Source organism: Bacillus sp. SRB_8 (genome assembly GCF_003264205.1).
In the GTDB taxonomy this organism is placed as follows: Bacteria; Bacillota; Bacilli; order Bacillales; family Bacillaceae_G; genus Bacillus_A; species Bacillus_A mycoides.
Genome location: NZ_NADT01000003.1, coordinates 162,082 through 185,681 on the forward strand (window position 1 = coordinate 162,082; position 23,600 = coordinate 185,681).

Sequence of the window (23,600 nt, forward strand, 5' to 3'; positions counted from 1 at the left end):
GATATTCAACATAATAAATAAACATAAGGATGTCCTGTTTTTTTTGTAATTTAGTCGGAATTTCAAAGACAAATTAATATTTTAGTAACGATTTCTTCTGAACTTCTTTTCATGTGTTAACACTGATAAAAAAAGAGAGATTTCTTAGGATGGTGCTTTAAAAATCATTGTGACGAACGTGTATCTGTTTCTGTAGAAGAGTTAGTTCCGAAAGAACATTTCCTTCATACAATTGAGGCAACAATTAGTTTTGATTTTATTAAGGAAAAGCTATCCTTTTTTAAAAGGATAGCTTTTTTTCTTGAACGAATAAATATTCAAAAGAATGTCGCATCTTTCTATTGGTATTTCTGCTGCAATATGGGCTGCATTAGGAGATAGTATTACATCACTAAATTATACAGACATTCCTTATTGGAAAGTGATTAGTAATGCTAATAATATAATTACTATGGTATTTCGGGGTTTCGTATAGCAGTGTGAGAAGGACACGACCGGCCAATGTGTACAAGATATGCAAACATGACCGATGACGCAGATATCATTACTGTTTTCGGAGGTACAAATGATTACGGGAATACGGTTACACTGGGAACAATAAACAGTGTAGATACAGGTGCTTTTTACGGAGCATTGAACGTCCTGTGTGCAGGTTAAAAAGTAAAGTTGGCTTCAAAGGCATCGCCAAAAAGGTGGTGCTTTTTCTTTTGAGTGGAGTGGAAACCCAATTAGGTACAGCACTTGGAGGTAATAGTGCTATTCGTGAAGCGACAATTTTTTATCGGAAATGAGTTGCTTTCACTTTTAGAAAACGCTGGTCGTATGGGAATTCCGCTACCTTCAGCACTAACGAATGCAGTTGAAATTTTAGGTGGCAAGAGCAATAAGACAAGTTCTGAATATGATAATAAGAAAGGAGATGTTGAATAATGACACGTTATAGTTTACACGGAGGGCACAACAGTATTGTACAAGGGGCTAATTCCGGAAATCGAAAAGAGCCATATTATGGACCGTCAGGTGAAAGATGCGGTGGCAGCTAAGTTAAGAGCTTTAGGACACACAGTCTATGATGATACAGACGAAGTAGGAAGCACTCAAGCGCAAAATTTAAATAATATCGTTCGTAATAGTAATTCCCATAATGTGGATTTGGTTGTTTCTTTTCATCTTAATTCAAGTGATGGGAATGGGCAGGGTGTAGAAGTTCTGTATTATGATCAGAAGGAGCTGGCGGCTAAAATCTCAGCTCAACTAGCAAAAGATATTGGATGGCGTGATCGTGGTGCGAAACAACGTACTGATTTAGCCGTATTGAATGGAACTAAAGCACCAGCTATTCTTATCGAATTAGGATTCATCGATAACGAATCCGACATGGCTAAATGGAATGTTGATAAAATCGCAAATTCTATCGTATATGCTCTAACGGGACAAACTGTTGGGGATGGTGGAGGAAACGGCGGTTCTAATGGTGGATATCAATATGTTAAGTCTGGTGAATTCGGGACAAACTATCTAAATGAAGCGATTCAAGCTATGGTTGAACGAGGAACAAAGGGAAAAGTTGTTGTTAATCCATTAACAGGTCTTGCTTATATCCAAACTGAGGTATTGCCTAATTCAGAACTAGATAAAATCACTTGGTGGATGGATACTCGACCAGGTGGTAAGTGGTGGTATGAATATATTAAAGTGAATTAATAATTTTTTAACAAAAGAATAGTTTGGTGACAAAAAATAAAAGCCGTTAATTACGGCTTTTATTTTTATTTTTGAGGAAGAGCTATCTCCATTCTCTTTTATTCTTTTTTCGTGTTCTTTCTTTATTTCATCTGGAATGATGATTTCAATGTTACCCCATATTTTTTTATATTCCTGATGTGAAATTTCGTGACGAAGAAGGGATACTTCATGGAGTCGAAGTAGATCGGTCACAGAAAATGAAAGTGAATGAAGAGAAGTTAAAAAAGTATGAAGAGTTCACACAAATATATAAGCAGAAATATAACGGGAAGATGCCAGTCATTCATTTCTTTACAGTTACCAGCTAAGTATGATGTGTTTGTGAAATTGTATGTAATAGAAGAAATATAAAAAGTGCTAACAAATTTGCAAACGAACTTGCTAACACCTATACGAAATAGACATAAAATATCGCTGATATGTCGCTAAATAAAATGAGAATAATTAACCACTAATAATGAATAATGGTTTATTATAATGGGAGTAACAAAATATAACGTTTTATAATATTTTATACTTAAGGAGAACAACTCATGAAGCGAAAAAAGAGCCATTTAATGGTAATGGCACTTGTTACAACTTTATTATTAACAGCTTGTAATAATAAAGCGAATAAAAGTGACATAGAGGCAAAAAAACAAGTATTAAATGTAACGGTATCAGAAGAAATTCCTTCTCTTGATACTGCGAAAACGATGGATGGTACGTCAGCGCACGTTATGCAAAACATATTTGAAGGGTTGTATGTATTAGATGATCAAGATCAGCCTATTCCAGCGGTAGCAAAATCGTTTAAAAGAAGTGAAGATGGTAAAAAATATACATTTGATTTGCGTAAAGATGCAAAATGGTCAAATGGAGACAGTGTGACAGCAAATGATTTTATGTTTGCATGGAAACGTGCAATTAATTCTGAAACAGCGTCTCAATATGCGTATATGCTCTTTTACGTGAAAAATGCGAAAGAGATAAATAAGGGAACAATGCCTCTTGATGAACTTGGGGTTAAAGTTATAAATGATTATAAGTTAGAAGTGGAACTAGAACAGCCAATTCCTTATTTTTTACAGTTGTTAGCATTACCTATATACTTACCACAGCACGAATCATTTTTAAAAGAACAAGGAAAGAATTATGCATTGGAACCTAGTAATCTTATATATAACGGTCCATTTGTATTAGAGAAGTGGAAGCATGAACAAGAGTTTCAATTAAAGAAGAATGCTACATATTGGGATCAAAAGAAAGTGAAATTAGACGAGATAAACTTTCAAATTGTAAAGGATACAATGACAGTTGTTAACTTATACCAAGCTGGTGATTTGGATCGAGTGCCTATTAATTCTCAATTTGTAGACAAGTATAAAGGGAATAAAGAATTACATATGTCGAGCGATCCTGGGATTGCTATGCTACGTTTTAATGAAAAAAATAATGCGTTAGCAAATAAGAAAGTACGTCAATCTATTTCATTAGCGTTAAATAAGAAGGATTTTGTTGCTCACTTTATTAATAACGGGGCAAAACCTGCAAGTGGACTTGTACCAGTTGGTCATGTAAATGAAGAGACTGGTAAAGATTTTAGAAAAGAAAACGGAGATCTTTCTCCATATGATTTGCAAAATGCGAAAAAGATTTGGGAAGAAGCGAAAAAAGAACTTGGAGTAGAACAAATAAAACTCGAGTTTTTAACGTTTGAACAAGATAACGCAAAACGTATGGCGGAATATATAAAAGGTGACTTAGAGAAGAATTTGCAAGGACTCACGATACAAATTAAACAACAGCCATTTAAGCAAAAATTACAATTAGAACAAACAGGTGATTACGATATATCTATGGTAAATTGGGGACCAGATTATAAAGATCCAATTAGTTATTTAGAACTATTTACGACGGGTAATCCGAATAATAAAATGAATTACTCTAATTCTCGTTACGATGAATTAATAAAGAAAGCGAAAAATGATTTTGTACTAGATCCGGAGAAACGATGGGAAGCGTTGGTAGAAGCTGAGCAGGTCTTATTAGAAGACGCTGCTGTGGCACCGCTGTATCATATTGGCTCAGCTTATGTACAAAAGGATTATGTAAAAGGAATTGAAAAACATCAATTTGGTGGTGTTTATACTTATAAGAATGCTTATATCGCTAATGAATAAATACAAAAAACCTTACTTTTTAAAAGTAAGGTTTTTTTAGAGAGGGCAGGGAAATCCTTTGGTGGTGTTCCCAGCATATAAAGAAGATAAATGCAAAATTGTAGTTACGCATTCATAAGAAGTTGCAAAAAATCAAAAACAAAAACGGAAAGTTTTTTCGATTTGTTTAAAAATTGAATGTAGTTTCTATTCTTTGTAGGGGTGTAATATCGGAAAAAGAAGAATAGAAATATAGCATACATGGAATAAGAGAATGCAGTACAGATCAGCATACAAGCATTCTCTTTCTGTAACTACGTTTATTTTTAATTATATGAAAAAAATATTAGATTATATATTTTGTCCTTGGTATACTTAAAAGGTAATTTGGGGTATTAAGATGAATTGATAGAGGTGTTTGTGTGGAATTATTTGAGTATTATAAAAAAAGGGGACGGTTTAAGTGTTTAATTGGGACAGGGATTTTTCTCTTTGGATTATATTGTCTGTATAATAGTTGGGGTGATGTTAATTGGGGAGAAATAATATTTATGGTTATAGCTTCGTTTGTTTTTGGGGGAATTGGATTTTGGCAATTAAGAAAAGGGAACTTATTAAAAGAGAATATAGCTAAAAATGATTTGAAGTTTTGGGATATTGATACTTATGTTTTACTAGAATTACCTCAAAATAATAAACATTACGGTTTATATACTCCCGATGGGGCCTATATAGTAGGAACAACTATGATTTCAACTGATATAATTTCTTCAAAATTACCTTTTTAAAAAAACAAGCAAGTTATTGGGTTGGAAGCAAGGGATGGGGAAATTCTTGCATATTTTCATAGTGAAGTTGAAAACTATGATTGGGCTATTTATGACTCAAATTATAATTGTGTAGGTATGTTTAAAGAAAATATGATACAAGGATTTGGAATGGTACGTGGTTCTTTAATGAATGAAAAAGAGATAAAACTTTCTGAAGTAGAAGTTGAATTTGATTTTTTCGAAACTTCTTTTCGTACAATGGATAATCGGATATTAATAAACTGTAAAAGAGGATATATGCCTTTGGAATGGAGCGAAAGATTCGGATTAAATGTACCTATTATTAAATTAGGTAATAATGTTTCTAATGCTGAAAAGATATTTGGTTTAGGGGTTCTTTTCTACATTTTAGAAACAATTAAAGTAAGAAAAAGTAGGGTTTTTAATGATTAGGATTAAAAATTTGTGTTATGAAATTTTTTGAATGCGTTATTGGGATAGGGGGATATTCATGGGGAATATACAAGTTAGACCGGAAGAATTGAGGAGAATTGCAAAGAATTTTAAATATGCTAGTAATATAGAATCAGATCGTCATTTGAAAATTCAAGGGGAATTATTAAATCTTCAAATGAGATGGATTGGTGCTTCGAGTTTAAGTTTTTATAATGATCTACCTAGAATGAATAAAGCACATGAATCTTTTCTTAATATTATAAAGCAAATAGAAGATGAATTACTTCGTATAGCAGAGAAATTTGAAAAAGCTGATATGGAATACTCGTCTAAAAACTCTAAAAATGATTCGCTTTTGATGAATTCAAAGTCAGCAGTTGAAGCGGGAGCTGGAGTAGTTGTAAAAGGAATTGGTTATGTAATTAATGGTGAAAAATATGAAAAATCACTTGTAGATGAAAAGGGAACTGGTGGTCTATTTATTAAGGGGCTTACAGTTGAAGCTGAGCCATTTGTAAGTTCTCGTACTTATGATAAATTTGATGTGAAAGATAAAAACAAGAGGGAACAAACTTTTGGACCTATGGCTGGTTTTACGGTAGCTCAAGCTGGAATAGAACTAGAGAATATTAAAGGATCTAATGTGGGAGCTGAAGCTAAAGTAGCACTTGCTACTGCAGAGTTAGGTGCTCATGTAGAAAATGGGAATTTACATATAGGAGCTGAAGCTACTCTAGTAAAATATGAGAGTGCTATAAAAATCCCACTGCCATTTTCTGATAAAAAATTACAAATTGGAGGATCGGCGTCACTTGGGACAGTCGGGGGATCTTTAGAAGCTGGAAAAAGCGGAGTGAAATTCCATGTACCAGTTGGTCCTGGTGTAGGTTTATGGGGATTTGGTGGAGAATTTGCTATTAAAGAATAAAGGGGAAAATTAGTATGAATAAGAAAGTGAAAATTTTAAAATATTTTATGGTTATATTAGCTTGCATTGCAATTTTTGGGACAGTTTTACCTAATGCATTAGATCCAAATGAATCATTAGCAGGGAAAATTTCAATTGCAACTTTCGGTACAATTGGAGCTTGTTTACTATTCTCTATTATGTATTTTATTGTAAAAAAAGCTATTTTAAGAGGTGGGAAATAAGATGGGACAAAATTTAGAGTTAGAATTACTTCCAATAGGTTCTGTTGTAATGTTTAAAGATTGGGAACATCCATTAATGGTTTATGGAAGAAGACAGATGGATTCTGAAACAAAAAAAACATGGGATTATGTATGTTGTTATTTCCCTCATGGTAATATTTCTTCGGAGTATAATTTCTTTTTGAATCATGAAGATATCTCTAGTGTGTTACATCTTGGTTTTATTAATGAAACAGAATTAGAGTTTCAAAAATTATTTAAAAAAGAAATTGAAGAAAAGCAGTGATTCTTTTAAGGTGTTGGTGTTTTTGAAATAGTTAAAGAATGAATCTTAATTCATATACATAAAAAAGGAGGATTTCTATGAAATCATTACGTTTATTTATGATTCTCACTCTTGTCGTATTGTTAAGCGCGTGCAATACAGCAACACAAGTTACAAAGGTTCAAAAAAATGGCGAAACGACTTTAAAAATTGGTTCCCTGCAAGGGTATTACGATGTGCAAACGCTTAAAGCTGAAAAAGGAAATGTGGAAATTCCTTATGAAGCAGCCGTTGAAGAAGGTACGATTTTATTGCAAGTTACAAAAGATGATAAGGTTATTTATGAAGAAGAAGTCACTTCTCAAAAGGAAGGTTTGCTTTCTTTTGAAGCGCCAAAATCCGGATCATATGATTTAATTGTACGCGTGAAGGGTGAAAAAGAGAAAGCAAAAGAAATTCAAATACATACTAAGCTATGAAAAAACGGCAAGTGGAGTGCACCCGCTTGCCGTTTCCATTTTCAGTTGATTCTGTTACAACATATGTTTATGAAGTGATCCGCTGAGTCCTGATGTTTATTCCGCCGAAATTCCTGATGAAGTTAAAATAAGAGATGAACAAAAGAATGTGTTACAAACTTGGCATGTTAGTAACGAAATTGATAACTCTCTTTTACATGATAAAAAGACTGGGTTTGATACATTTGTATTTGAAAGAGATGTAGATGGTAAAAAGCAAGTAGTAGCACTCAGGGGGACATAAGGTGATGATCTTTTTGGAGAAGGTGTTCCAGACCTTACTACAGATATTGATTATATATGGGGGTAAATAAGTTGAAAAACATTGAAGTTCTAAATAAATACATTGAAGGGTTTTCTGATGATCTCCCTACGTGGTTAAAGCATCTAATCGAGGCAGAGGAGATACATCAAAACTATGAGAATGTACAAGTACTTGGTGAATTAAAAACAGATGCGGTGTTGTACTATGTACACCGTACGCTGCAAGTGTTAGATGGATTGTCTTTAGATGAAGAAGCGTATCGCATTATTGAAAAAGTACTAACGTATAGTGAGCTTGCAAAGGTAGGCTCTTTAAAACAGCGAGAGAAATGGAAGAAGAACGGAATCAATCTATTGGTACATAACGAGGGTTCTGCTGATATCTTTAGTGATATTCAGTTTATCGAACATATAGAGACAAACTTAAACTCTACTGAGTATTTGTTTGTTCGAGATTTAATTAGAACACATGGATTAATCGGGCAGTATATCCGCGGAGAGGCTCGTTTGAACTCTCATATTGATTTAATTGACACATATAAAGAAGAATACGGAGACGTTAGGTTAAAGGAGATTCTATACTATCTTAATCAATGTATTATTGAAGGTGTATCAAAATCTTTGTGGAGCGAAGTAAAGAACGATGTGAAGATTACAATTGATGGGCTATTTGATGGTTATGTGGAGCCATTTACTTCTCGTGTACATAGACTCACGCCAAAACATAAGGAGTCAGTATTTGAAAAAGATATAATTATGGGGAGCGAGAAGAGAGACGTTCAAACATTTTTATCTGATAAGGATTTGTGGTATGTAGAACCGTCTATGCATGCCCTTAGCTTCGAGGATATTTGGACAGTTTTTGTTATGTTAAAGAACGAGATAGGCACTAGAAAGGTTCAGCATATCCATTTCGAGAAATTGATGCAGCAGTTGCACTATGATTTCAAAGGCGAGAAGAAGGACAACGTGTATCGTAAGCGGGTTATTGAGAAGTATCTACGGGAGTACCGTGAGAACGAGAAGCCGAATACAACACATGTTTCTTTTGAGGTTAAAGTCGATGAAGATATGAAGACTGCGTATGTGTCGTTTCAGTTTTCTGCTGTAGGTGAAGCGTTAATCATCTTCTGTGTAGAGGCAGAAAAGATAGATATGATGCATGCTCGGGCAAATGTACTGCTCTTTGATTTCTTCGGGTTACGAAAGGATGCATATGATAGATTCCATAACGAAGAAGTGTATTTGGAGCATATGAATAGTTCGGCTGATGATAAACGAATTATTCTTGATTATATAAAGGGAGATACGATTGTAGATGTCGGATCCGGTGGTGGTGTTATGCTAGACATGATTGAAGAAGAGACCGAGGATAAACGAATCTACGGTATCGATATTTCCGAAAATGTGATTGATACGTTGAAAAAGAAGAAACAGGACGAAAGTCGTTCTTGGGACGTCATTAAAGGGGATGCTATCAACTTAGGTAGCTCGTTTGATAAAGAATCGGTTGATACGATTGTGTATTCTTCTATCCTTCATGAGCTGTTCTCTTATATTGAGTATGAAGGTAAGAAATTCAATCATGAAGTAATCAAAAAGGGGTTACAGAGTGCTTACGAGGTGATAAAGCCAGGAGGTCGTATTATCATTCGTGATGGCATCATGACTGAAGATAAAATGTTAATGCGTGTGATTCATTTTAAAGATGCAGGTGGAATGAAGTTCTTAGAGCAGTATGTCCGTGAATTTAAGGGGCGTATAATCCAGTATGAGGTACTTGCAGACAATACAGTCAAAATGCCTGTTAACGATGCGATGGAGTTCTTATATACGTATACATGGGGTGAGGATTCCTTCGTTCACGAGGTGCAAGAGCAGTTTGGAATCTTTACGCCAAACGACTATCAGGATTTCGTAAAGGGTATCTTTGGAGATAAAGTAAACATCGTTCAAGCTATGAACTATTTACAGGATGGATATACACAACATCTTAGCGAGAAAATCGATTTTAAAGATGAGTCTGGGAATGCGGTTGTGCTACCGGATAGTACGTTCTTTATGGTTTTAGAAAAGAGGTAATGATATTGAAAACTTATAAAAAGTTTAGTTTGTGGGTTTCGATATGTTTGTGGAGGATCTTGTTCTAAAGCATATGCAATGACGGGAGATTACATGGAAAGCGAACCTTTCTGTGTATACATTCCAAAAGCATTGCGAAAACAGAAAAAGAACGTAAAAAAGGGACATGAGTAAGAATATGCTCATGCCCTTTGTTTAGATTATATAATTTATTGTACTTCGCATCAGTCGTATGATGATCTAAGAAATGAAAAACGCTCGGTTTCCCATCTTTCGTTAAAAATCCACTATCTTGATTCATTATGCTGAAACGAGTTTTTACGTATAATTTCTATTAAACTCATTTTAATAAAGAATAATAATTCGTATCATATGGGATATCATCTTGATACATATAATTTTTTAGAACGCCTTCTTTTTCAAATCCTAATTTTAATAGCACTTTATTGGAAGCTTCATTTTCAAGAAAGACAATTGCTCCGATACGTTTTAAATGAAGTGTGTGGAAACCGTATGATATAACTTCAGAAACCGCTTCAGTCGCATATCCATTTCCCCAGTGTTCAGGCAAAAAGGCATAACTTATATTTGCTCGTTTATGTTCGGAAGACCAATCATGAAAACCAATTGTTCCAATGAGCCCTTTCTTGTCTTTTAATTCGATTCCCCATTTAATGCCGCTTCTTGCGTTGTACCCCAACTTAAAATTAGTAAGGATTTGTTTTACTTGATCCAAATTTTGCAATGGTTTTTGGCCATAATGGCGCAGGACATCAGTATTAGAAAAGCATTGTAGTATACTCGGTGCATCTTCTTCGGTAAGTTCTCGTAAAATGAGTCGGTTGGTTTTTAATATAGGAAACATATTTTCACTCCATTTCTTCTGAAACTAGAATGTGTTGTTATTATATAATCTAATCTGAAAATAAAGATTATTCAAGGGGTAAGGATGATTTTGAATCTATGGCTGTTAATCATATTGATTTACGACTAGATGAATCGGGGGTATTTTTGTTTCTTGCCCAAGTCGGTAACTCAGGAAGTTCAAGTGAACCACATTTACATATCCATCATCAAAGGCAGGATCCATCCAAGGTGAGTATGTTTTTCACGGAAGGCTTGCCACTTTATTTTCGAACTGAAAAAGGTGCGATAATGCCGGAAAGAGGGACATACATAAGTGGTAAGTAGAAGGAAATGATTTCATACAAAAAGGGTATTCCAAATCAAATTTGGAATACCCTTTTTTATTAACCTACAAATGTTTGATACAGTAAGAAAATATTTAAAACGATAATAAGTGCAGCGATTAACCACGCGATAAATGTTGTAATGCGATGGTTGACGAGTGCGCCCATAACCTTCTTATTACTTGTAAACATAATAAGTGGTACTAATGCAAAGGCAATACCGAAAGATAAGACAACTTGACTCATAACGAGAGCGTAAGTTGGATTTACACCTAAAGCGATAATAACGAGAGGCGGAATCATTGTTATAAATCGGCGTAAGTATAACGGAATATGCATTCGAATGAATCCTTGCATAATAATATCACCAGACATCGTACCAACAGAAGAACTAGATAAACCTGCTGATAAAAGTCCAATCCCAAATAATGCAGCCGATACAGGACCGACTAAATTACTGAACTGGTTAAAAGCAACATCAAGGTCTTCAACGTGCAAGCCGTTTTTAAAGAATAGTGCAGCTGCTACAATTAACATACTTGCATTAATTGCTCCAGCGATAACCATTGCAATAATAATATCGATGAATTCGAAGCGGAAAATCTTTTTCTTTTGTTCATCATTTGTTCCGACTACACGGCGCTGCGTTAAGGCCGAATGTAAATATATCGCGTGTGGCATTACTGTCGCACCTAAAATTCCAGCTGCTAAAAGGATGCTATCTACACCTTGGAATTTTGGAGTGAAAAGTCCGGAGAGTAGAGGGCTTAATTCCGGTTTTGCGTAAAAGACTTGGATACCAAAAGCGATAACAACGATAAAAATCATACCTGTTATGATAGCTTCTAATGGACGAAAGCCTCTGCGTTGAAATTCAAGAATAATAAATGATCCAACTGCTGTAATTAAAGCAGCTGGTAACATCGGAATTCCAAATAGTAAGTATAAGCCAAGTGCTGCCCCGATAAATTCAGCTAAATCTGTAGCCATAATAACGAGTTCCCCTTGTATCCATAAACCGATGGAAACTGGTTTGGGGAAGTTTTCGCGAGCTACTTCAGGAAGATTTCTCCCAGTAGCGATTCCTAATTTAGCTGATAAAGTTTGAATTAATACAGCCATTAAATTAGAAGCGAGTATTACCCAAAGCAATAAATACCCATATTGTGATCCAGCTGCGATATTTGTAGCGAAGTTCCCAGGATCAATATAAGCAACTGATGCGATAAAAGCAGGTCCTAAGAATGGTAACAGTCTTTTAAAGCCTTTTGTTTGTCCACTTAACGCTAAATGGGCTGATTGAACTGTTGTACTTTGAGAAGGGACTTGTTCATTTTTTGTTATATCTTTATTCATAGTAGTATTCCCCTTTGAAATCTTAACTTGATTAAAGTTTCACTTTATTCTTACTCGTTATTTCAATACGTTTAGATATATGATGTGGCAATTTCATTTGAACATAAAAGTTTCCTTAATGCAAATTATATGACTGTGTGCAATGAATGGTGTGACGATGCAAAAATATTTTGGGAGTTTATGGTTGCTGACTAAGGGAGAAGATAATAAATTATAGGGTTGTTTTTGAAATTTATGTGAACATACAGCCTATATTACAGCATATTAATTGATGGAAATGAAATTGTATGATATATAATATATTGGGATTACAACCTAACCGTAGTGTTTTGTTCTGTAATCTTGTTTTTATTTCTGTTAACTTATAGAAAAAATTGTAAATAGAAGAAAATAGGCTAAGTACAACTTAGTATGTATTTTCTTATTATATATGTTTTGATATGAACGTTAACTTATACATGATTTTAAAATTTAGATAGGTGGTAGAAATACATTGGCAACTACAAAACCATATAGAGTATTACTGTATTACATGTACACAACAATTGAAAATCCAGAAGAATTTGCTGAACAGCATTTAGAATTTTGTAAATCACTTGAGTTAAAAGGAAGAATTCTTGTAGCGACAGAAGGAATTAACGGAACTTGTTCTGGAACTGTTGAACAAACAGAAAAATACGTGGAAGCGATGAATAATGATCCACGTTTTGCTGGAATCGTATTTAAAATTGATGAGGCAGATGAACATGCATTCAAGAAAATGCACGTACGTCCTCGTTCAGAGTTAGTTACACTTCGTCTAGAAGACGACATTAACCCGAAAGAAATTACTGGGAAGTATTTAGAACCAAAAGATTTTTATGAGGCAATGAAACAAGAAGATACAGTTATCATTGATGCACGAAATGATTATGAATTTGATTTAGGACACTTCAAAGGTGCGATTAAACCAGATATTGAATCATTCCGTGAATTACCAGATTGGATTAGAGAAAATAAAGAAACACTTGAGGGTAAAAAGATTTTAACGTACTGTACAGGTGGAATTCGTTGTGAGAAATTCTCAGGTTGGTTAGTTCGTGAAGGTTATGAAGATGTAAGCCAGCTTCATGGCGGAATTGTAACGTACGGAAAAGATCCAGAAGTACAAGGTGAACTTTGGGATGGTCAATGTTACGTATTTGATGAGCGTATCGCTGTACCAGTAAACCAAAAAGAACATGTTATCGTTGGTAAAGATCACTTTACAGGTGAACCTTGTGAGCGCTATGTAAACTGTGCAAACCCTGAATGTAACAAGAAAATTTTATGTTCTGAAGAAAGTGAAGCAAAACATTTACGTGCATGTTCTCATGAATGTCGTGTACACCCACGTAATCGTTATATCGTGCAACACGAATTAACAGAAGAGCAAGTAGCTGCTACATTAGAAAAAATCGAAGCAGGTAAGTAAGCATAATAGAAAACAGATGGTAGCATCGTGCTGCCATCTGTTTTTTAGTTACTTTGTACTATCCTTCTCTTTCACAGCAGATAATACAGTTTGTTTTACCCATGCTTTTCTTCTTTTATGTTGTACACTCCATTGGTATAAACTTTGTATACCTAAAATAAGTGAAATGACTATACCGCTAATCGCTATTAATAGAGCGAAAAATTCAAAAGGCGATGATATTTTGTTTGAATCGGTGTTTCTTAAAAGGTCAATCATAGTAAACCCTAACATTTGGCCTACAACAGAATAGAGCGTTAAAATTAATAATAAGAGGCTATCTTTTTTTGAAGCAACATTTTCTTGATATTTAAATAAACTATCGAGATTTTGTTTCGCGTTCGTGTACAGTACTTCAATGTTAAAAAGTTTTCTTAGACGAAAGAAAATATCTTCACTTTGTGATTGGGATACTAATTCTAAAGAAAAATAATTAGCTGTAAACGAATTTATTGAATAAATTAATTTCTCTATCTCATTTGTATCTTGTTCAATATTTAGTTCAGCATAAGCGTTTGCCATCTTTAATAAAACAACTTTATGAAATAAATTTAATAATAAAGCGTAATAAAACTCCCCGTACATTTGACTAGCAAGTTTAGTGACTGCTTGTTCACCTTCATTTGTAATACATGTGAAAATATGTTCTTCCATAATAAAGTAACGGTTAGGAGCCCATCTTTGATAAGAATGTTTTGTTAAATAATCGTGAATATAAGGAACATTATTTGCACTAATATATGGCTTACCATCATCTGATAATCCGGAAAGACTGGAAGTTCGATATACATCGATTATATGAAGGTCTGACTCTTTGTTTATGGATAATAGAGTTTGTACATACATTCGCTGGTCTTCAAAGAAAGGGAATGTTTGAAAATAAGAACTACGCAATCTCTTGTTCTCAAAGAAGTCTGTTAAACCATGAAATAAATCACCGAATATAAGTTTTTCTACTTGTGAATATTTTTTTCCATCACATTCAATACAAATAGTCTCAGTCGTATCACTTTTAGTTTCAAGTACACGGAAGCGAGCCGCGAATTCAATTGCTTCTGATAATGTCATGTTAGGAGCGGTTTTTATTTCTGTCCGAATTGTTAAGAACCCAAGCTCATAAGGACAAAGTGTTACATCAATAGAATGTATCTTGAATGGAACGGAAATAAGGTTAGTTGTTAAATGTCCATTTAAATTAAGGTCTTTAGAATAGCGCTGTAATCCTTTTTGATGTTCTGAATGAGGAAAGAGAATTTTATTTGTAAAGGAAAGATAGTATGCTTCCATATTTTGATGTGAAACTTGAAATTTCCCGTAATATGTATTTTCATCTTCAAGATGATCGAGTCGAAAAGGTCGAAAATCATTTTTTTGTAAGAAAGGGAACATATTTTGTTCATATCCAGTTTTAAACGAAAACGGGAATATAAATTGAAATATAGCTGTTGTTACATCTTTTTCCTCGATTGTTTGTATTGCCTCCATTTACATTGTTTCCTTTCCGTATAAGCTATAGAAACAACATGCCCAATTTTTCTTGAAAATAACCTCTCTTGTTCATTAGATTAAGAATGAAAATTCAGCTTATTTAACAAGGGACATGTATAATGTTATGTATACTAAAATTAGTATAATTGTGTTAGAAAAAGGGGGATGTTGTATGCGTATTTTAGTATTAGGAGCTGGGGGCGTTGGCGGATTTTTCGGTGGCCGATTAGTAGAAAAGGGAGAAGATGTTACATTTCTCGTTCGCAGCAAAAGAAAACAGCAATTAGAAGAAAAAGGTCTTGTTATCCGAAGTATTAACGGCGATTTTTCATTTCAACCGAAATTAATAACGAAAGAAGATATTACCACTCCATTTGATGTGATTTTATTCTCAACAAAAGCGTATCACCTAAACGAGGCAATAACAGATTTGAAACCATTTGTAGGAGAGAATACAGTAATAATTCCAGTGTTAAATGGTATCGCTCATTTAACACTATTACAAAAGGAATTCGGTGAGGAAAAAGTAATTGGCGGTTTATGCTTTATCGAGACGACGTTAAACGATCAAGGAGAAATTGTACAAACTAGTGTTGCCAACAGACTTGTATTTGGGGAAATTAAGCCTCAAGATTCAGAGAGAATAAAGCTTATTTCTAAAACATTTGCAGATACAAAAGCTAGTTTTGTTTTAAGTGAAAATATTGTGCAAGATATGTGGCATAAATATTTATTTATCACTGTAATGTCAGGTGTGACAACATTAATGCGTGCGCCGATAGGACCGATTCGTGAGAGTGATGGAGGCCGAGAATTTATTAGGACCTTATTTGAAGAATCAGTGCAAATCATGAAATCTATGGGGGCTCCAGTTAAGGACAATATCGCCCAGGAACATATGAAAACGATTGATAAAATTTCGTATGATATGAAGTCATCGATGCAACGGGATATGGAAAAAGGTTCGCTCATTGAAGGGAAGCATTTACAAGGATACTTATTGAAATTAGCAGAGGAAATGTCTATAGATGTGCCTTTATTAAGTGTTGTGTATCAAAATTTAAAGGTATATGAAAAAATGATTTTTACTAAAGAAATGGTATGAAAAAGAGTAAAGGATAGCAAAATATAAATGTTGCTATCCTTTTTTTGTTTCTTTTTGACAATTTATTCGTTTCTTTTCGGTTTATCTGTCGTATTTCGTTCTCTTTCACGTTTACCATATAGCTGATTAATTTCATTTGCTACTGCATCTAAATAGGAATCGGAAAAAAGTGGCTTCTTTTCTTTAGACATACGGGTCTCCTTTGTGGATTTTTAGTATTCATTATGTATATTTTTCGGTGGATTATGCGCAATCGTTTTAATTTTTTTCTTTTTTAAAATTTTTGTTTACTTTTTGAAAATAAAGGAGTATTATAATCCACAGTTTCAATTTTCTAAATCGCTGAAGCCGCATGGTGCGGGGGACCCGTTCTTATGGATTAGTACATAATCCAATGGGGTGAATCCTTGAAAAAGGTAGGGCTACTCATAGGCCCGAATCCGACAGCTAACCTCGTAAGCGTTATATTGAGAAGGAAGGTGGAGCTTGTGCGACAAAAAAAATAATGTCTACAAGTCTATTTCGTTATGGCTTGTAGACATTTTTGTTTTCTGAAGAAATAGTTTATCGCTGTAACTAGCAGAATCGTTCGTACAAAATTATTGGAGAGTGGACAGCATTGGTTTCATCTATTAAAAGATTTTTAATTGGAAGACCGTTAAAATCAACTGAGTTAGGAGAGCAAAAGCTTAATAAAACGAAGGCACTAGCCATTTTATCTTCTGACGCATTGTCATCGGTTGCATACGGACCAGAGCAAATATTAATTGCACTAGCAGGTCTTGGAGCAATAGCTTATTGGTATTCCATTCCGATAGCTGTTGGGGTATTAGTATTATTGACAGCTCTTATTTTATCTTATCGACAAATTATTTTTGCTTACCCTCATGGCGGCGGAGCATATGTTGTATCAAAAGAAAATTTAGGGATGAATCCGGGATTAATTGCTGGAGGATCTTTATTAGTCGATTACATTTTAACTGTTGCAGTAAGTGTGTCCGCAGGTACAGATGCGCTCACATCAGCTTTTCCTAGCTTACATGCACATAATGTAATCATTGCGATTATATTTGTCATATTGATTACCATCTTAAATTTAAGAGGCGTAACGGAATCAGCTTCCGTTTTAGCATATCCGGTTTATTTATTCGTTGTAGCATTATTTATATTAATTGGTGTAGGAATATATAATATTTTGACTGGTCACGTTTCACCCACGCTACATTCGCCAATTGGAACACCAGTTGCGGGAATTAGTTTGTTCTTACTGTTACGAGCATTTGCTTCAGGAAGCTCTGCTTTAACGGGTGTTGAGGCGATATCTAACGCAATTCCAAACTTTAAAGATCCTGCACCTAACAATGCAGCGAAAACATTGCTTGCAATGGGTGCATTACTTGCAGTTTTATTTTCTGGAATTGTCTTTTTAGCTTATTATTACGGAATTAATCCAAGTAAGGAAGTAACAGTCGTTTCACAAATTGCTGAACAAACTTTTGGACGTAATTTCATGTACTATTTCATACAAGGTACAACAGCTTTAATATTAATTCTTGCGGCTAACACAGGTTATTCTGCATTTCCACTATTAGCGGTTAATCTTGCAAAAGATAAGTTCATACCGAGAATGTTTACGATTAGAGGAGACCGTCTAGGTTATTCAAACGGTATTATTATACTTGGGATTTCTTCGATTATTTTAATTGTAGCTTTTCAGGGGAAAACAGAACACTTGATTCCGCTATATGCAGTAGGGGTATTTATTCCGTTTACACTTTCTCAAACTGGAATGGTACTAAAATGGCTTCGTGAAAAGCCTGAAGGATGGGCTTTAAGATTAACGGTTAATTTAATTGGTGCAGTCATTAGTTTTATCGTTATGAGCATGTTCTTTTTAACTAAGTTCGCACAAGTTTGGTCAATCCTTATTTTCTTACCTTTCATTATCTTCTTGTTCCATCGAATTAAGAAGCATTATGATGCAGTGGGCGATCAATTAAGTTTAAAAACTTGTGAACCACTTGTTCCGATTGAAGGGAATGTAATTGTCGTTCCTGTAGCTGGTATGACTCATGTAGTAGAAAATTCATTGAACTATGCTAAGGCTCTTTCTGCAGATCAAGTTATCGCTGTATATGTTGCTTTTGACAGAGAAGAGGAAAAGAAATTTGAAGAGAAATGGGAGAAGTGGCAACCTGAAGTAAGGCTTGTTACATTACATTCTCATTATAGAAGCATTATTCAGCCGCTTACAAAATTTATTGACACAGTGCAATATAAAGCGAGTGAATCAAATTACCGAGTTACGGTCGTTATACCACAGTTTATTCCGAAAAAAGGTTGGCATAACATTCTTCATAATCAGTCTAGTTTACTCATTCGTGCGTATTTACTCTATAAAAGAAATGTTGTTATTACGACAGTACCGTATCATTTGAAAAAGTAAGGGGATTTTTTAAGGATAACTTCACGAAAGTGAAGTTATCCTTTTTGTGTATATGCTATGCATAATTGCATATGGATTTAAAAAATATATTAGTATAATTTTAATGGTTATGAATATGTAGTGTTTCCTGTTGTGGTATATAGATAGTTTAATCGAGAAAGTGAATTGAATTTTATTTTGGGATAAGGACATGAGAGCTTGAAAATAAAGGGAATTAAAATACTTCTTTACGTTATATAAATAGCTGTGTTTAAATGACCTTACAGTACAAAACTTACATGAAAACAAAACGAAATTTCATACTTTCACACGTTAATTAGTTTAAAATGAATAATATTTTCATGTAATATATTCACTGTGTGAATGTGGAAATCGCAATAAAATAGAAAATTTATACAGTTTTATTCATACTAAGCACATATGAAAAGTTATGAAGTGTTTTATAACAATAAGTAAGTACTGTAGAAATAAAGTTTGAGAGAGGTGGTTCGTACATGACTCACGGTGAGAACGTTCTCTATTTTTAACCATCTCAAATCATTTGCAAGAAAATAGAATACTAAAATGCGATAGTAATAGTTGCTAATACATAGGAGGAGTTAAAGTGAAAAAGACTTTAATTACAGGGTTATTGGTTACAGCAGTATCTACGAGTTGCTTCGTTCCTGTAAGCGCTTACGCTAAGGAGGGGCAAACAGAAGTGAAAACAGTATATGCGCAAAATGTAATTGCTCCAAATACATTATCCAATTCAATTAGAATGTTAGGATCACAGTCACCGCTTATACAAGCATACGGATTAGTTATTTTGCAACAGCCAGACATTAAGGTAAACGCTATGAGTAGTTTAACGAATCATCAAAAATTTGCAAAAACGAATGTACGAGAGTGGATTGATGAATATAATCCGAAGCTAATCGACTTAAATCAAGAGATGATGAGATACAGCACTAGATTTAATAGCTATTATAGTAAGCTCTATGAACTAGCAGGAAAAGTAAATGAAGATGAACAGGCAAAAGTAGATTTTACAAACGCATATGGAAAATTACAATTGCAGGTCCAAAGCATTCAAGAGAGTATGGAGCAAGATTTATTAGAGTTAAATCGATTTAAAACGGTATTAGACAAAGATAGTAATAACTTATCAATTAAAGCTGATGAAGCAATAAAAACACTGCAAGGATCAAGTGGAGATATTGTGAAATTAAGAGAAGACATAAAAAGAATTCAAGGGGAAATTCAAGCTGAACTAACTACTATTTTGAATAGACCACAAGAAATTATTAAAGGTTCTATTAATATCGGTAAACAAGTATTTACAATCACAAATCAAACTGCACAAACGAAAACAATCGATTTTGTTTCTATCGGTACGTTAAGTAATGAAATTGTAAATGCAGCAGATAGTCAAACGAGGGAAGCAGCTCTTCGTATTCAACAAAAGCAAAAAGAGTTATTACCGCTTATTCAGAAGTTATCACAAACTGAATTAGAGGCGACTCAAATTACATTTGTTGAAGATCAAGTAAGTAGCTTTACAGAACTAATTGATCGCCAAATTACAACTTTAGAAACGTTATTAACGGATTGGAAAGTTTTAAATAATAATATGATCCAAATTCAAACAAATATTGAAGAAGGCACGTATACAGACAGTAGTTTACTTCAAAAACATTTCAATCAACTTAAAAAAGTAAGTGATGAAATGAATAAGCAAACAAATCAATTTGAAGATTACGTTACAAACGTTGAAGTACATTAAACAGAAAAATAATTAGCGATATAGGGAGAGAAGAAAAATGACAAAAAAACCTTATAAAGTAATGGCTCTATCAGCACTTATGGCAGTATTTGCAGCAGGGAATATTATGCCGGCCCATACGTATGCAGCTGAAAGTACAGTGAAACAAGCTCCAGTTCATGCTGTAGCAAAAGCTTATAATGACTACGAAGAATATTCATTAGGACCAGAAGGCTTAAAAGATGCAATGGAAAGAACAGGTTCAAACGCTTTAGTAATGGATCTGTACGCTTTAACAATTATTAAACAAGGTAATGTTAACTTTGGTAATGTATCGTCTGTTGATGCGGCTTTAAAAGGGAAAGTGATTCAGCACCAGGATACAGCTAGAGGAAATGCGAAGCAATGGTTAGATGTATTAAAACCACAGCTTATTTCAACGAATCAAAATATTATTAATTACAATACGAAATTCCAAAACTATTATGATACTTTAGTCGCTGCGGTTGATGCAAAGGATAAAGCGACTCTTACGAAAGGTTTAACTAGATTATCAAGTAGTATTAATGAAAATAAAGCGCAAGTAGATCAGTTAGTAGAAGACTTGAAAAAATTCCGAAACAAAATGACGTCCGATACGCAAAACTTCAAAGGTGATGCAAATCAAATTACATCTATATTAGCTAGTCAAGATGCAGGAATCCCGCTTCTGCAAAATCAAATTACAACGTACAATGAAGCGATTAGTAAATATAATGCAATTATTATCGGTTCATCAGTTGCGACAGCTCTAGGGCCAATTGCAATTATCGGTGGTGCAGTAGTTATTGCTACAGGTGCAGGAACGCCGCTAGGAGTCGCGTTAATTGCAGGTGGTGCAGCAGCTGTAGGTGGTGGAACAGCTGGAATCGTATTAGCGAAGAAAGAACTTGATAATGCACAAGCTGAAATTCAAAAAATAACAGGACAAGTTACAACTGCGCAATTAGAAGTGGCAGGACTAACGAACATTAAAACACAAACTGAATATTTAACAAACACAATTGATACAGCAATTACAGCGTTGCAAAATATTTCAAACCAATGGTATACAATGGGATCGAAATATAATTCATTACTTCAAAATGTAGACTCTATTAGTCCAAACGACCTTGTTTTCATTAAGGAAGACTTGAATATAGCTAAAGATAGCTGGAAAAACATTAAAGACTATGCAGAAAAGATTTATGCTGAAGATATTAAAGTAGTAGATACGAAAAAAGCATAATTGAATAAGAATCGTAAGAGCGTTAAGTATTAATGAATGAGTTGAAGCTCCTGTTCAGTTGTGAGCAGGAGCTTTTGATATCCTTATAAAGAGAATAGGTGAAAAGTATGGAGAAAAGATTTTATAAGAAATGCCTTTTAACGATAATGATTGCTGGAGTGGCAACGAGTAATGCATTTCCTTTACATCCTTTCGCAGCAGAACAAAACATAAAAACATTACAAGAGAGTGCAAAAAATTATTCTCTCGGACCAGCAGGGCTCCAAGATGTAATGGCGCAAACGACATCGAGCATATTCGCAATGGATTCATATGCAAAATTAATTCAAAATCAACAAGAGACTGATTTGAGTAAAATAAGTTCAATTAATGGTAATTTAAGAGGGAATATGATTCAGCATCAAAAAGATGCAAAAATTAATGCGGCGTATTGGTTAAATAATATGAAGCCTCAAATTATGAAAACGGATCAAAATATTATTGATTACAACAATACTTTTCAAGCGTACTATAGTGACATGCTATTAGCGATTGATCAAAAAGATAGCGTAAAGTTAAAAGCAGATTTAGAAAAGTTGTATGCGGACATTTTAAAGAATCAAAATGAGGTAGATGTATTATTAGGGAATTTGAAAGCTTTTCGCGATAGAATGGCGAAAGACACAAATAGTTTTAAAGAGGATACAAATCAATTAACAGCGATTTTGGCAAGTACGAATGCTGGTATTCCAGCATTAGAGCAACAAATAAATACATATAATGATTCGATTAAAAAGAGTAATGATATGGTTATCGCTGGTGGTGTACTTTGCGTAGCGCTAATAACATGTCTTGCTGGCGGACCGATGATTGCGATTGCGAAAAAAGATATTGCAAATGCAGAACGAGAAATAGCCAGTTTAAAGAATAGAATTTCAGGAGCACAAGCAGAAGTGGCAATTTTGACAGATGTGAAAAATAAAACGACTAATATGACAGAAACAATTGATGCAGCAATTACAGCACTGCAAAACATATCAAATCAGTGGTATACGGTAGGTGCGAAATATAATAATTTACTACAAAACGTAAAAGGAATCAGTCCTGAAGAATTTACCTTTATAAAAGAAGATTTAAATACAGCGAAAGATAGCTGGAAGGATGTAAAAGATTATACAGAAAAATTACATGAAGGCGTGGCGAAATAAACAGCGGAGTAGTTCCACTGTTTATTTTTTTATCCCGTTTTTTGTGAGAGCCGATCTTGTAATTTTACCCATAAGTTTGCCGTGCATTTTATCAATGTAACTTTAGGATAATGTTTGGTCAAATTGATACTAATAAACTCGATAAACTCCTGATCACGCTTTTTATATTTAATATTTTAAGTAAAAAAGCTATACTATAGGCAAAACTAAAAATTGGAAAGGAAATACTAGAACATGGAAAATTATTTGTTATTTATCCTTACAGCAATCCTAATCATAATAATGCCTGGTCCCGGTTTTGCCTTAGTTACAAAAAACACTATCTCGCATGGTAAAAATGGTGGGATAAAGACCGTCTTAGGAACGGTATCTGGAATGATGATTCATACAATAATGGCTACACTAGGACTTTCTGCTATCCTAATGAAATTTGCTATGCTATTTACATTAATAAAATATGCTGGGGCTTTTTATTTAATTTACTTAGCTGTAAAGTCAATTAAAAGTGCCTTTTCTAAAAAAGAAGATATGTCAGTTTCAGTGGGAATGAACTCTAAGGATATTGGAACGATTAAAAGTTTTAGACAAGGATTTACCACGGCAATCTTAAATCCAAAAACTGCTGTATTTTTCCTTAGTTTTCTACCCCAATTTATTGTGAACAATCAAAGTCATCTCTTCCAATTTCTTTTGTTAGGACTCACATTTACGACTTTGACAGCAATATGGTATTTACTTTATATCTCACTAATACGTCAATTAAGAACTTTTTTAAGAAAAGAAAAAGTGAACCGTACAATAGAAGGTATTACTGGCGCAGTATTGTTAGTATTTGGAGTTAGGTTATTTTTCCAAAAATAAATATGTATATGAAAAGAGAAATAATCAATGGTGGTTATTTCTCTTATTCACTTATTCTAAAACTATCATT

General features: G+C 34.0%; 20 protein-coding genes, 6 pseudogenes and 1 riboswitch. Of the genes and pseudogenes, 22 read left to right on the forward strand and 4 right to left on the reverse strand.

The genetic code is table 11. The annotated features are described in order from the left end of the window. The first annotated feature begins 522 nt into the window (after nt 1-522). From B5P40_RS33255 to B5P40_RS01115, 14 genes and pseudogenes are all read left to right on the forward strand, one after another. A complete protein-coding gene (locus B5P40_RS33255; RefSeq protein ID WP_255256129.1) occupies nt 523-657 on the forward strand; it encodes a hypothetical protein in 135 nt (44 codons plus the stop codon). Then, a pseudogene (locus B5P40_RS01065) lies at nt 654-930 on the forward strand (phage holin family protein); the annotation flags it as partial. The gene B5P40_RS33255 and the pseudogene B5P40_RS01065, both read left to right, overlap by 4 nt. Then, nucleotides 930-1,440 (forward strand): annotated as a pseudogene (locus B5P40_RS01070) (N-acetylmuramoyl-L-alanine amidase); the annotation flags it as partial. The pseudogenes B5P40_RS01065 and B5P40_RS01070, both read left to right, overlap by 1 nt. 99 nt (nt 1,441-1,539) lie before the next feature. After that, nucleotides 1,540-1,704 (forward strand): N-acetylmuramoyl-L-alanine amidase C-terminal domain-containing protein, encoded by a 165-nt coding sequence (locus B5P40_RS34295; protein ID WP_369811979.1) that lies wholly within the window; start codon nt 1,540-1,542, stop codon nt 1,702-1,704. 170 nt (nt 1,705-1,874) lie between these two features. Further along, nucleotides 1,875-2,097 (forward strand): annotated as a pseudogene (locus B5P40_RS01075) (replication-relaxation family protein); the annotation flags it as partial. A gap of 182 nt (nt 2,098-2,279) precedes the next feature. Further along, nucleotides 2,280-3,908, forward strand: coding sequence for a peptide ABC transporter substrate-binding protein (locus B5P40_RS01080; RefSeq protein WP_113708714.1), 1,629 nt, complete (start codon nt 2,280-2,282; stop codon nt 3,906-3,908). A gap of 401 nt (nt 3,909-4,309) precedes the next feature. Then, a pseudogene (locus tag B5P40_RS01085) lies at nt 4,310-5,110 on the forward strand (ABC transporter ATP-binding protein). 58 nt (nt 5,111-5,168) lie between these two features. After that, complete coding sequence (locus tag B5P40_RS01090) at nt 5,169-6,041, forward strand: WXG100 family type VII secretion target (RefSeq protein ID WP_002158349.1); 873 nt, start codon at nt 5,169-5,171, stop codon at nt 6,039-6,041. A 14-nt stretch (nt 6,042-6,055) separates the two neighbouring features. Next, nucleotides 6,056-6,265 (forward strand): hypothetical protein, encoded by a 210-nt coding sequence (locus tag B5P40_RS01095; protein ID WP_001036914.1) that lies wholly within the window; start codon nt 6,056-6,058, stop codon nt 6,263-6,265. Nucleotide 6,266: 1 nt separating this feature from the next. Further along, complete coding sequence (locus B5P40_RS01100; protein ID WP_000531358.1) at nt 6,267-6,551, forward strand: DUF4176 domain-containing protein; 285 nt, start codon at nt 6,267-6,269, stop codon at nt 6,549-6,551. A 77-nt stretch (nt 6,552-6,628) separates the two neighbouring features. Next, the gene (locus B5P40_RS01105) at nt 6,629-7,009 is read left to right on the forward strand and encodes a BA_1872 family lipoprotein (RefSeq protein ID WP_002031172.1); all 381 of its coding nucleotides are present in this window, start codon (nt 6,629-6,631) and stop codon (nt 7,007-7,009) included. A 148-nt stretch (nt 7,010-7,157) separates the two neighbouring features. Continuing rightward, nucleotides 7,158-7,292, forward strand: a complete 135-nt coding sequence (locus B5P40_RS33260; protein ID WP_012260740.1) for a hypothetical protein — start codon at nt 7,158-7,160, stop codon at nt 7,290-7,292. Between the two features lie 56 nt (nt 7,293-7,348). Next, on the forward strand, nt 7,349-9,394 hold the full coding sequence (locus B5P40_RS01110; protein WP_088032484.1) for a class I SAM-dependent methyltransferase: 2,046 nt from the start codon (nt 7,349-7,351) through the stop codon (nt 9,392-9,394). A gap of 27 nt (nt 9,395-9,421) precedes the next feature. Further along, a pseudogene (locus tag B5P40_RS01115) lies at nt 9,422-9,568 on the forward strand (radical SAM/SPASM domain-containing protein); the annotation flags it as partial. 166 nt (nt 9,569-9,734) lie between these two features. Here the strand turns inward: B5P40_RS01115 and B5P40_RS01120 are convergent. Next, nucleotides 9,735-10,259, reverse strand: coding sequence for a GNAT family N-acetyltransferase (locus B5P40_RS01120; protein ID WP_002031168.1), 525 nt, complete (start codon nt 10,257-10,259; stop codon nt 9,735-9,737). Nucleotides 10,260-10,312: 53 nt separating this feature from the next. Between B5P40_RS01120 and B5P40_RS01125 the strand changes: the two are divergent. Next, a pseudogene (locus B5P40_RS01125) lies at nt 10,313-10,585 on the forward strand (M23 family peptidase); the annotation flags it as partial. Nucleotides 10,586-10,644: 59 nt separating this feature from the next. Here the strand turns inward: B5P40_RS01125 and B5P40_RS01130 are convergent. After that, the gene (locus tag B5P40_RS01130; protein WP_113708715.1) at nt 10,645-11,940 is read right to left on the reverse strand and encodes an Nramp family divalent metal transporter; all 1,296 of its coding nucleotides are present in this window, start codon (nt 11,938-11,940) and stop codon (nt 10,645-10,647) included. A gap of 493 nt (nt 11,941-12,433) precedes the next feature. Between B5P40_RS01130 and trhO the strand changes: the two genes are divergently transcribed. Continuing rightward, entirely contained in the window at nt 12,434-13,393 is a 960-nt protein-coding gene (gene trhO, locus B5P40_RS01135; protein ID WP_002086277.1) for an oxygen-dependent tRNA uridine(34) hydroxylase TrhO, read from the forward strand. Nucleotides 13,394-13,441: 48 nt separating this feature from the next. Here the strand turns inward: trhO and B5P40_RS01140 are convergent, their stop codons facing one another. Then, nucleotides 13,442-14,917 (reverse strand): hypothetical protein, encoded by a 1,476-nt coding sequence (locus B5P40_RS01140; RefSeq protein WP_016103142.1) that lies wholly within the window; start codon nt 14,915-14,917, stop codon nt 13,442-13,444. Nucleotides 14,918-15,092: 175 nt separating this feature from the next. Between B5P40_RS01140 and panE the strand changes: the two genes are divergently transcribed. Next, complete coding sequence (gene panE, locus B5P40_RS01145) at nt 15,093-16,025, forward strand: 2-dehydropantoate 2-reductase (RefSeq protein ID WP_113708716.1); 933 nt, start codon at nt 15,093-15,095, stop codon at nt 16,023-16,025. Between the two features lie 62 nt (nt 16,026-16,087). Here the strand turns inward: panE and B5P40_RS33265 are convergent, their stop codons facing one another. Further along, a complete protein-coding gene (locus tag B5P40_RS33265) occupies nt 16,088-16,216 on the reverse strand; it encodes a hypothetical protein (RefSeq protein ID WP_002086273.1) in 129 nt (42 codons plus the stop codon). Between the two features lie 139 nt (nt 16,217-16,355). Next, nucleotides 16,356-16,502, forward strand: a riboswitch (cyclic di-AMP (ydaO/yuaA leader). A gap of 142 nt (nt 16,503-16,644) precedes the next feature. Here B5P40_RS33265 and B5P40_RS01150 point away from each other — a divergent pair. The 5 genes from B5P40_RS01150 to B5P40_RS01170 all read left to right on the forward strand — a co-directional run bounded on the left by B5P40_RS01150 (nt 16,645) and on the right by B5P40_RS01170 (nt 23,530). Then, on the forward strand, nt 16,645-18,471 hold the full coding sequence (locus B5P40_RS01150) for an APC family permease (protein WP_002126816.1): 1,827 nt from the start codon (nt 16,645-16,647) through the stop codon (nt 18,469-18,471). A 604-nt stretch (nt 18,472-19,075) separates the two neighbouring features. Beyond that, complete coding sequence (gene nheA, locus B5P40_RS01155) at nt 19,076-20,236, forward strand: non-hemolytic enterotoxin NHE subunit A (protein WP_113708717.1); 1,161 nt, start codon at nt 19,076-19,078, stop codon at nt 20,234-20,236. 37 nt (nt 20,237-20,273) lie between these two features. Then, nucleotides 20,274-21,482 carry a non-hemolytic enterotoxin NHE subunit B gene (gene nheB / locus B5P40_RS01160; RefSeq protein ID WP_000162968.1) on the forward strand — a complete coding sequence of 403 codons (1,209 nt, stop codon included), beginning with the start codon at nt 20,274-20,276 and terminating at the stop codon, nt 21,480-21,482. 107 nt (nt 21,483-21,589) lie between these two features. Further along, nucleotides 21,590-22,669 carry a non-hemolytic enterotoxin subunit C gene (nheC, locus tag B5P40_RS01165; protein WP_002189203.1) on the forward strand — a complete coding sequence of 360 codons (1,080 nt, stop codon included), beginning with the start codon at nt 21,590-21,592 and terminating at the stop codon, nt 22,667-22,669. Between the two features lie 234 nt (nt 22,670-22,903). Continuing rightward, nucleotides 22,904-23,530 carry a LysE family translocator gene (locus B5P40_RS01170; protein ID WP_113708718.1) on the forward strand — a complete coding sequence of 209 codons (627 nt, stop codon included), beginning with the start codon at nt 22,904-22,906 and terminating at the stop codon, nt 23,528-23,530. The last annotated feature ends 70 nt before the right edge of the window (nt 23,531-23,600 follow it).

Bases quoted from the DNA above. Each gene is read 5' to 3' on its own strand.
- B5P40_RS33255 (WP_255256129.1), top strand. From the start codon at position 523: ATGACCGATGACGCAGATATCATTACTGTTTTCGGAGGTACAAATGAT.
- B5P40_RS34295 (WP_369811979.1), top strand. From the start codon at position 1,540: ATGGTTGAACGAGGAACAAAGGGAAAAGTTGTTGTTAATCCATTAACA.
- B5P40_RS01080 (WP_113708714.1), top strand. From the start codon at position 2,280: ATGAAGCGAAAAAAGAGCCATTTAATGGTAATGGCACTTGTTACAACT.
- B5P40_RS01090 (WP_002158349.1), top strand. From the start codon at position 5,169: ATGGGGAATATACAAGTTAGACCGGAAGAATTGAGGAGAATTGCAAAG.
- B5P40_RS01095 (WP_001036914.1), top strand. From the start codon at position 6,056: ATGAATAAGAAAGTGAAAATTTTAAAATATTTTATGGTTATATTAGCT.
- B5P40_RS01100 (WP_000531358.1), top strand. From the start codon at position 6,267: ATGGGACAAAATTTAGAGTTAGAATTACTTCCAATAGGTTCTGTTGTA.
- B5P40_RS01105 (WP_002031172.1), top strand. From the start codon at position 6,629: ATGAAATCATTACGTTTATTTATGATTCTCACTCTTGTCGTATTGTTA.
- B5P40_RS01110 (WP_088032484.1), top strand. From the start codon at position 7,349: ATGGGGGTAAATAAGTTGAAAAACATTGAAGTTCTAAATAAATACATT.
- B5P40_RS01120 (WP_002031168.1), bottom strand. From the start codon at position 10,259: ATGTTTCCTATATTAAAAACCAACCGACTCATTTTACGAGAACTTACC.
- B5P40_RS01130 (WP_113708715.1), bottom strand. From the start codon at position 11,940: ATGAATAAAGATATAACAAAAAATGAACAAGTCCCTTCTCAAAGTACA.
- B5P40_RS01140 (WP_016103142.1), bottom strand. From the start codon at position 14,917: ATGGAGGCAATACAAACAATCGAGGAAAAAGATGTAACAACAGCTATA.
- panE (WP_113708716.1), top strand. From the start codon at position 15,093: ATGCGTATTTTAGTATTAGGAGCTGGGGGCGTTGGCGGATTTTTCGGT.
- B5P40_RS33265 (WP_002086273.1), bottom strand. From the start codon at position 16,216: ATGTCTAAAGAAAAGAAGCCACTTTTTTCCGATTCCTATTTAGATGCA.
- nheB (WP_000162968.1), top strand. From the start codon at position 20,274: ATGACAAAAAAACCTTATAAAGTAATGGCTCTATCAGCACTTATGGCA.
- nheC (WP_002189203.1), top strand. From the start codon at position 21,590: ATGGAGAAAAGATTTTATAAGAAATGCCTTTTAACGATAATGATTGCT.
- B5P40_RS01170 (WP_113708718.1), top strand. From the start codon at position 22,904: ATGGAAAATTATTTGTTATTTATCCTTACAGCAATCCTAATCATAATA.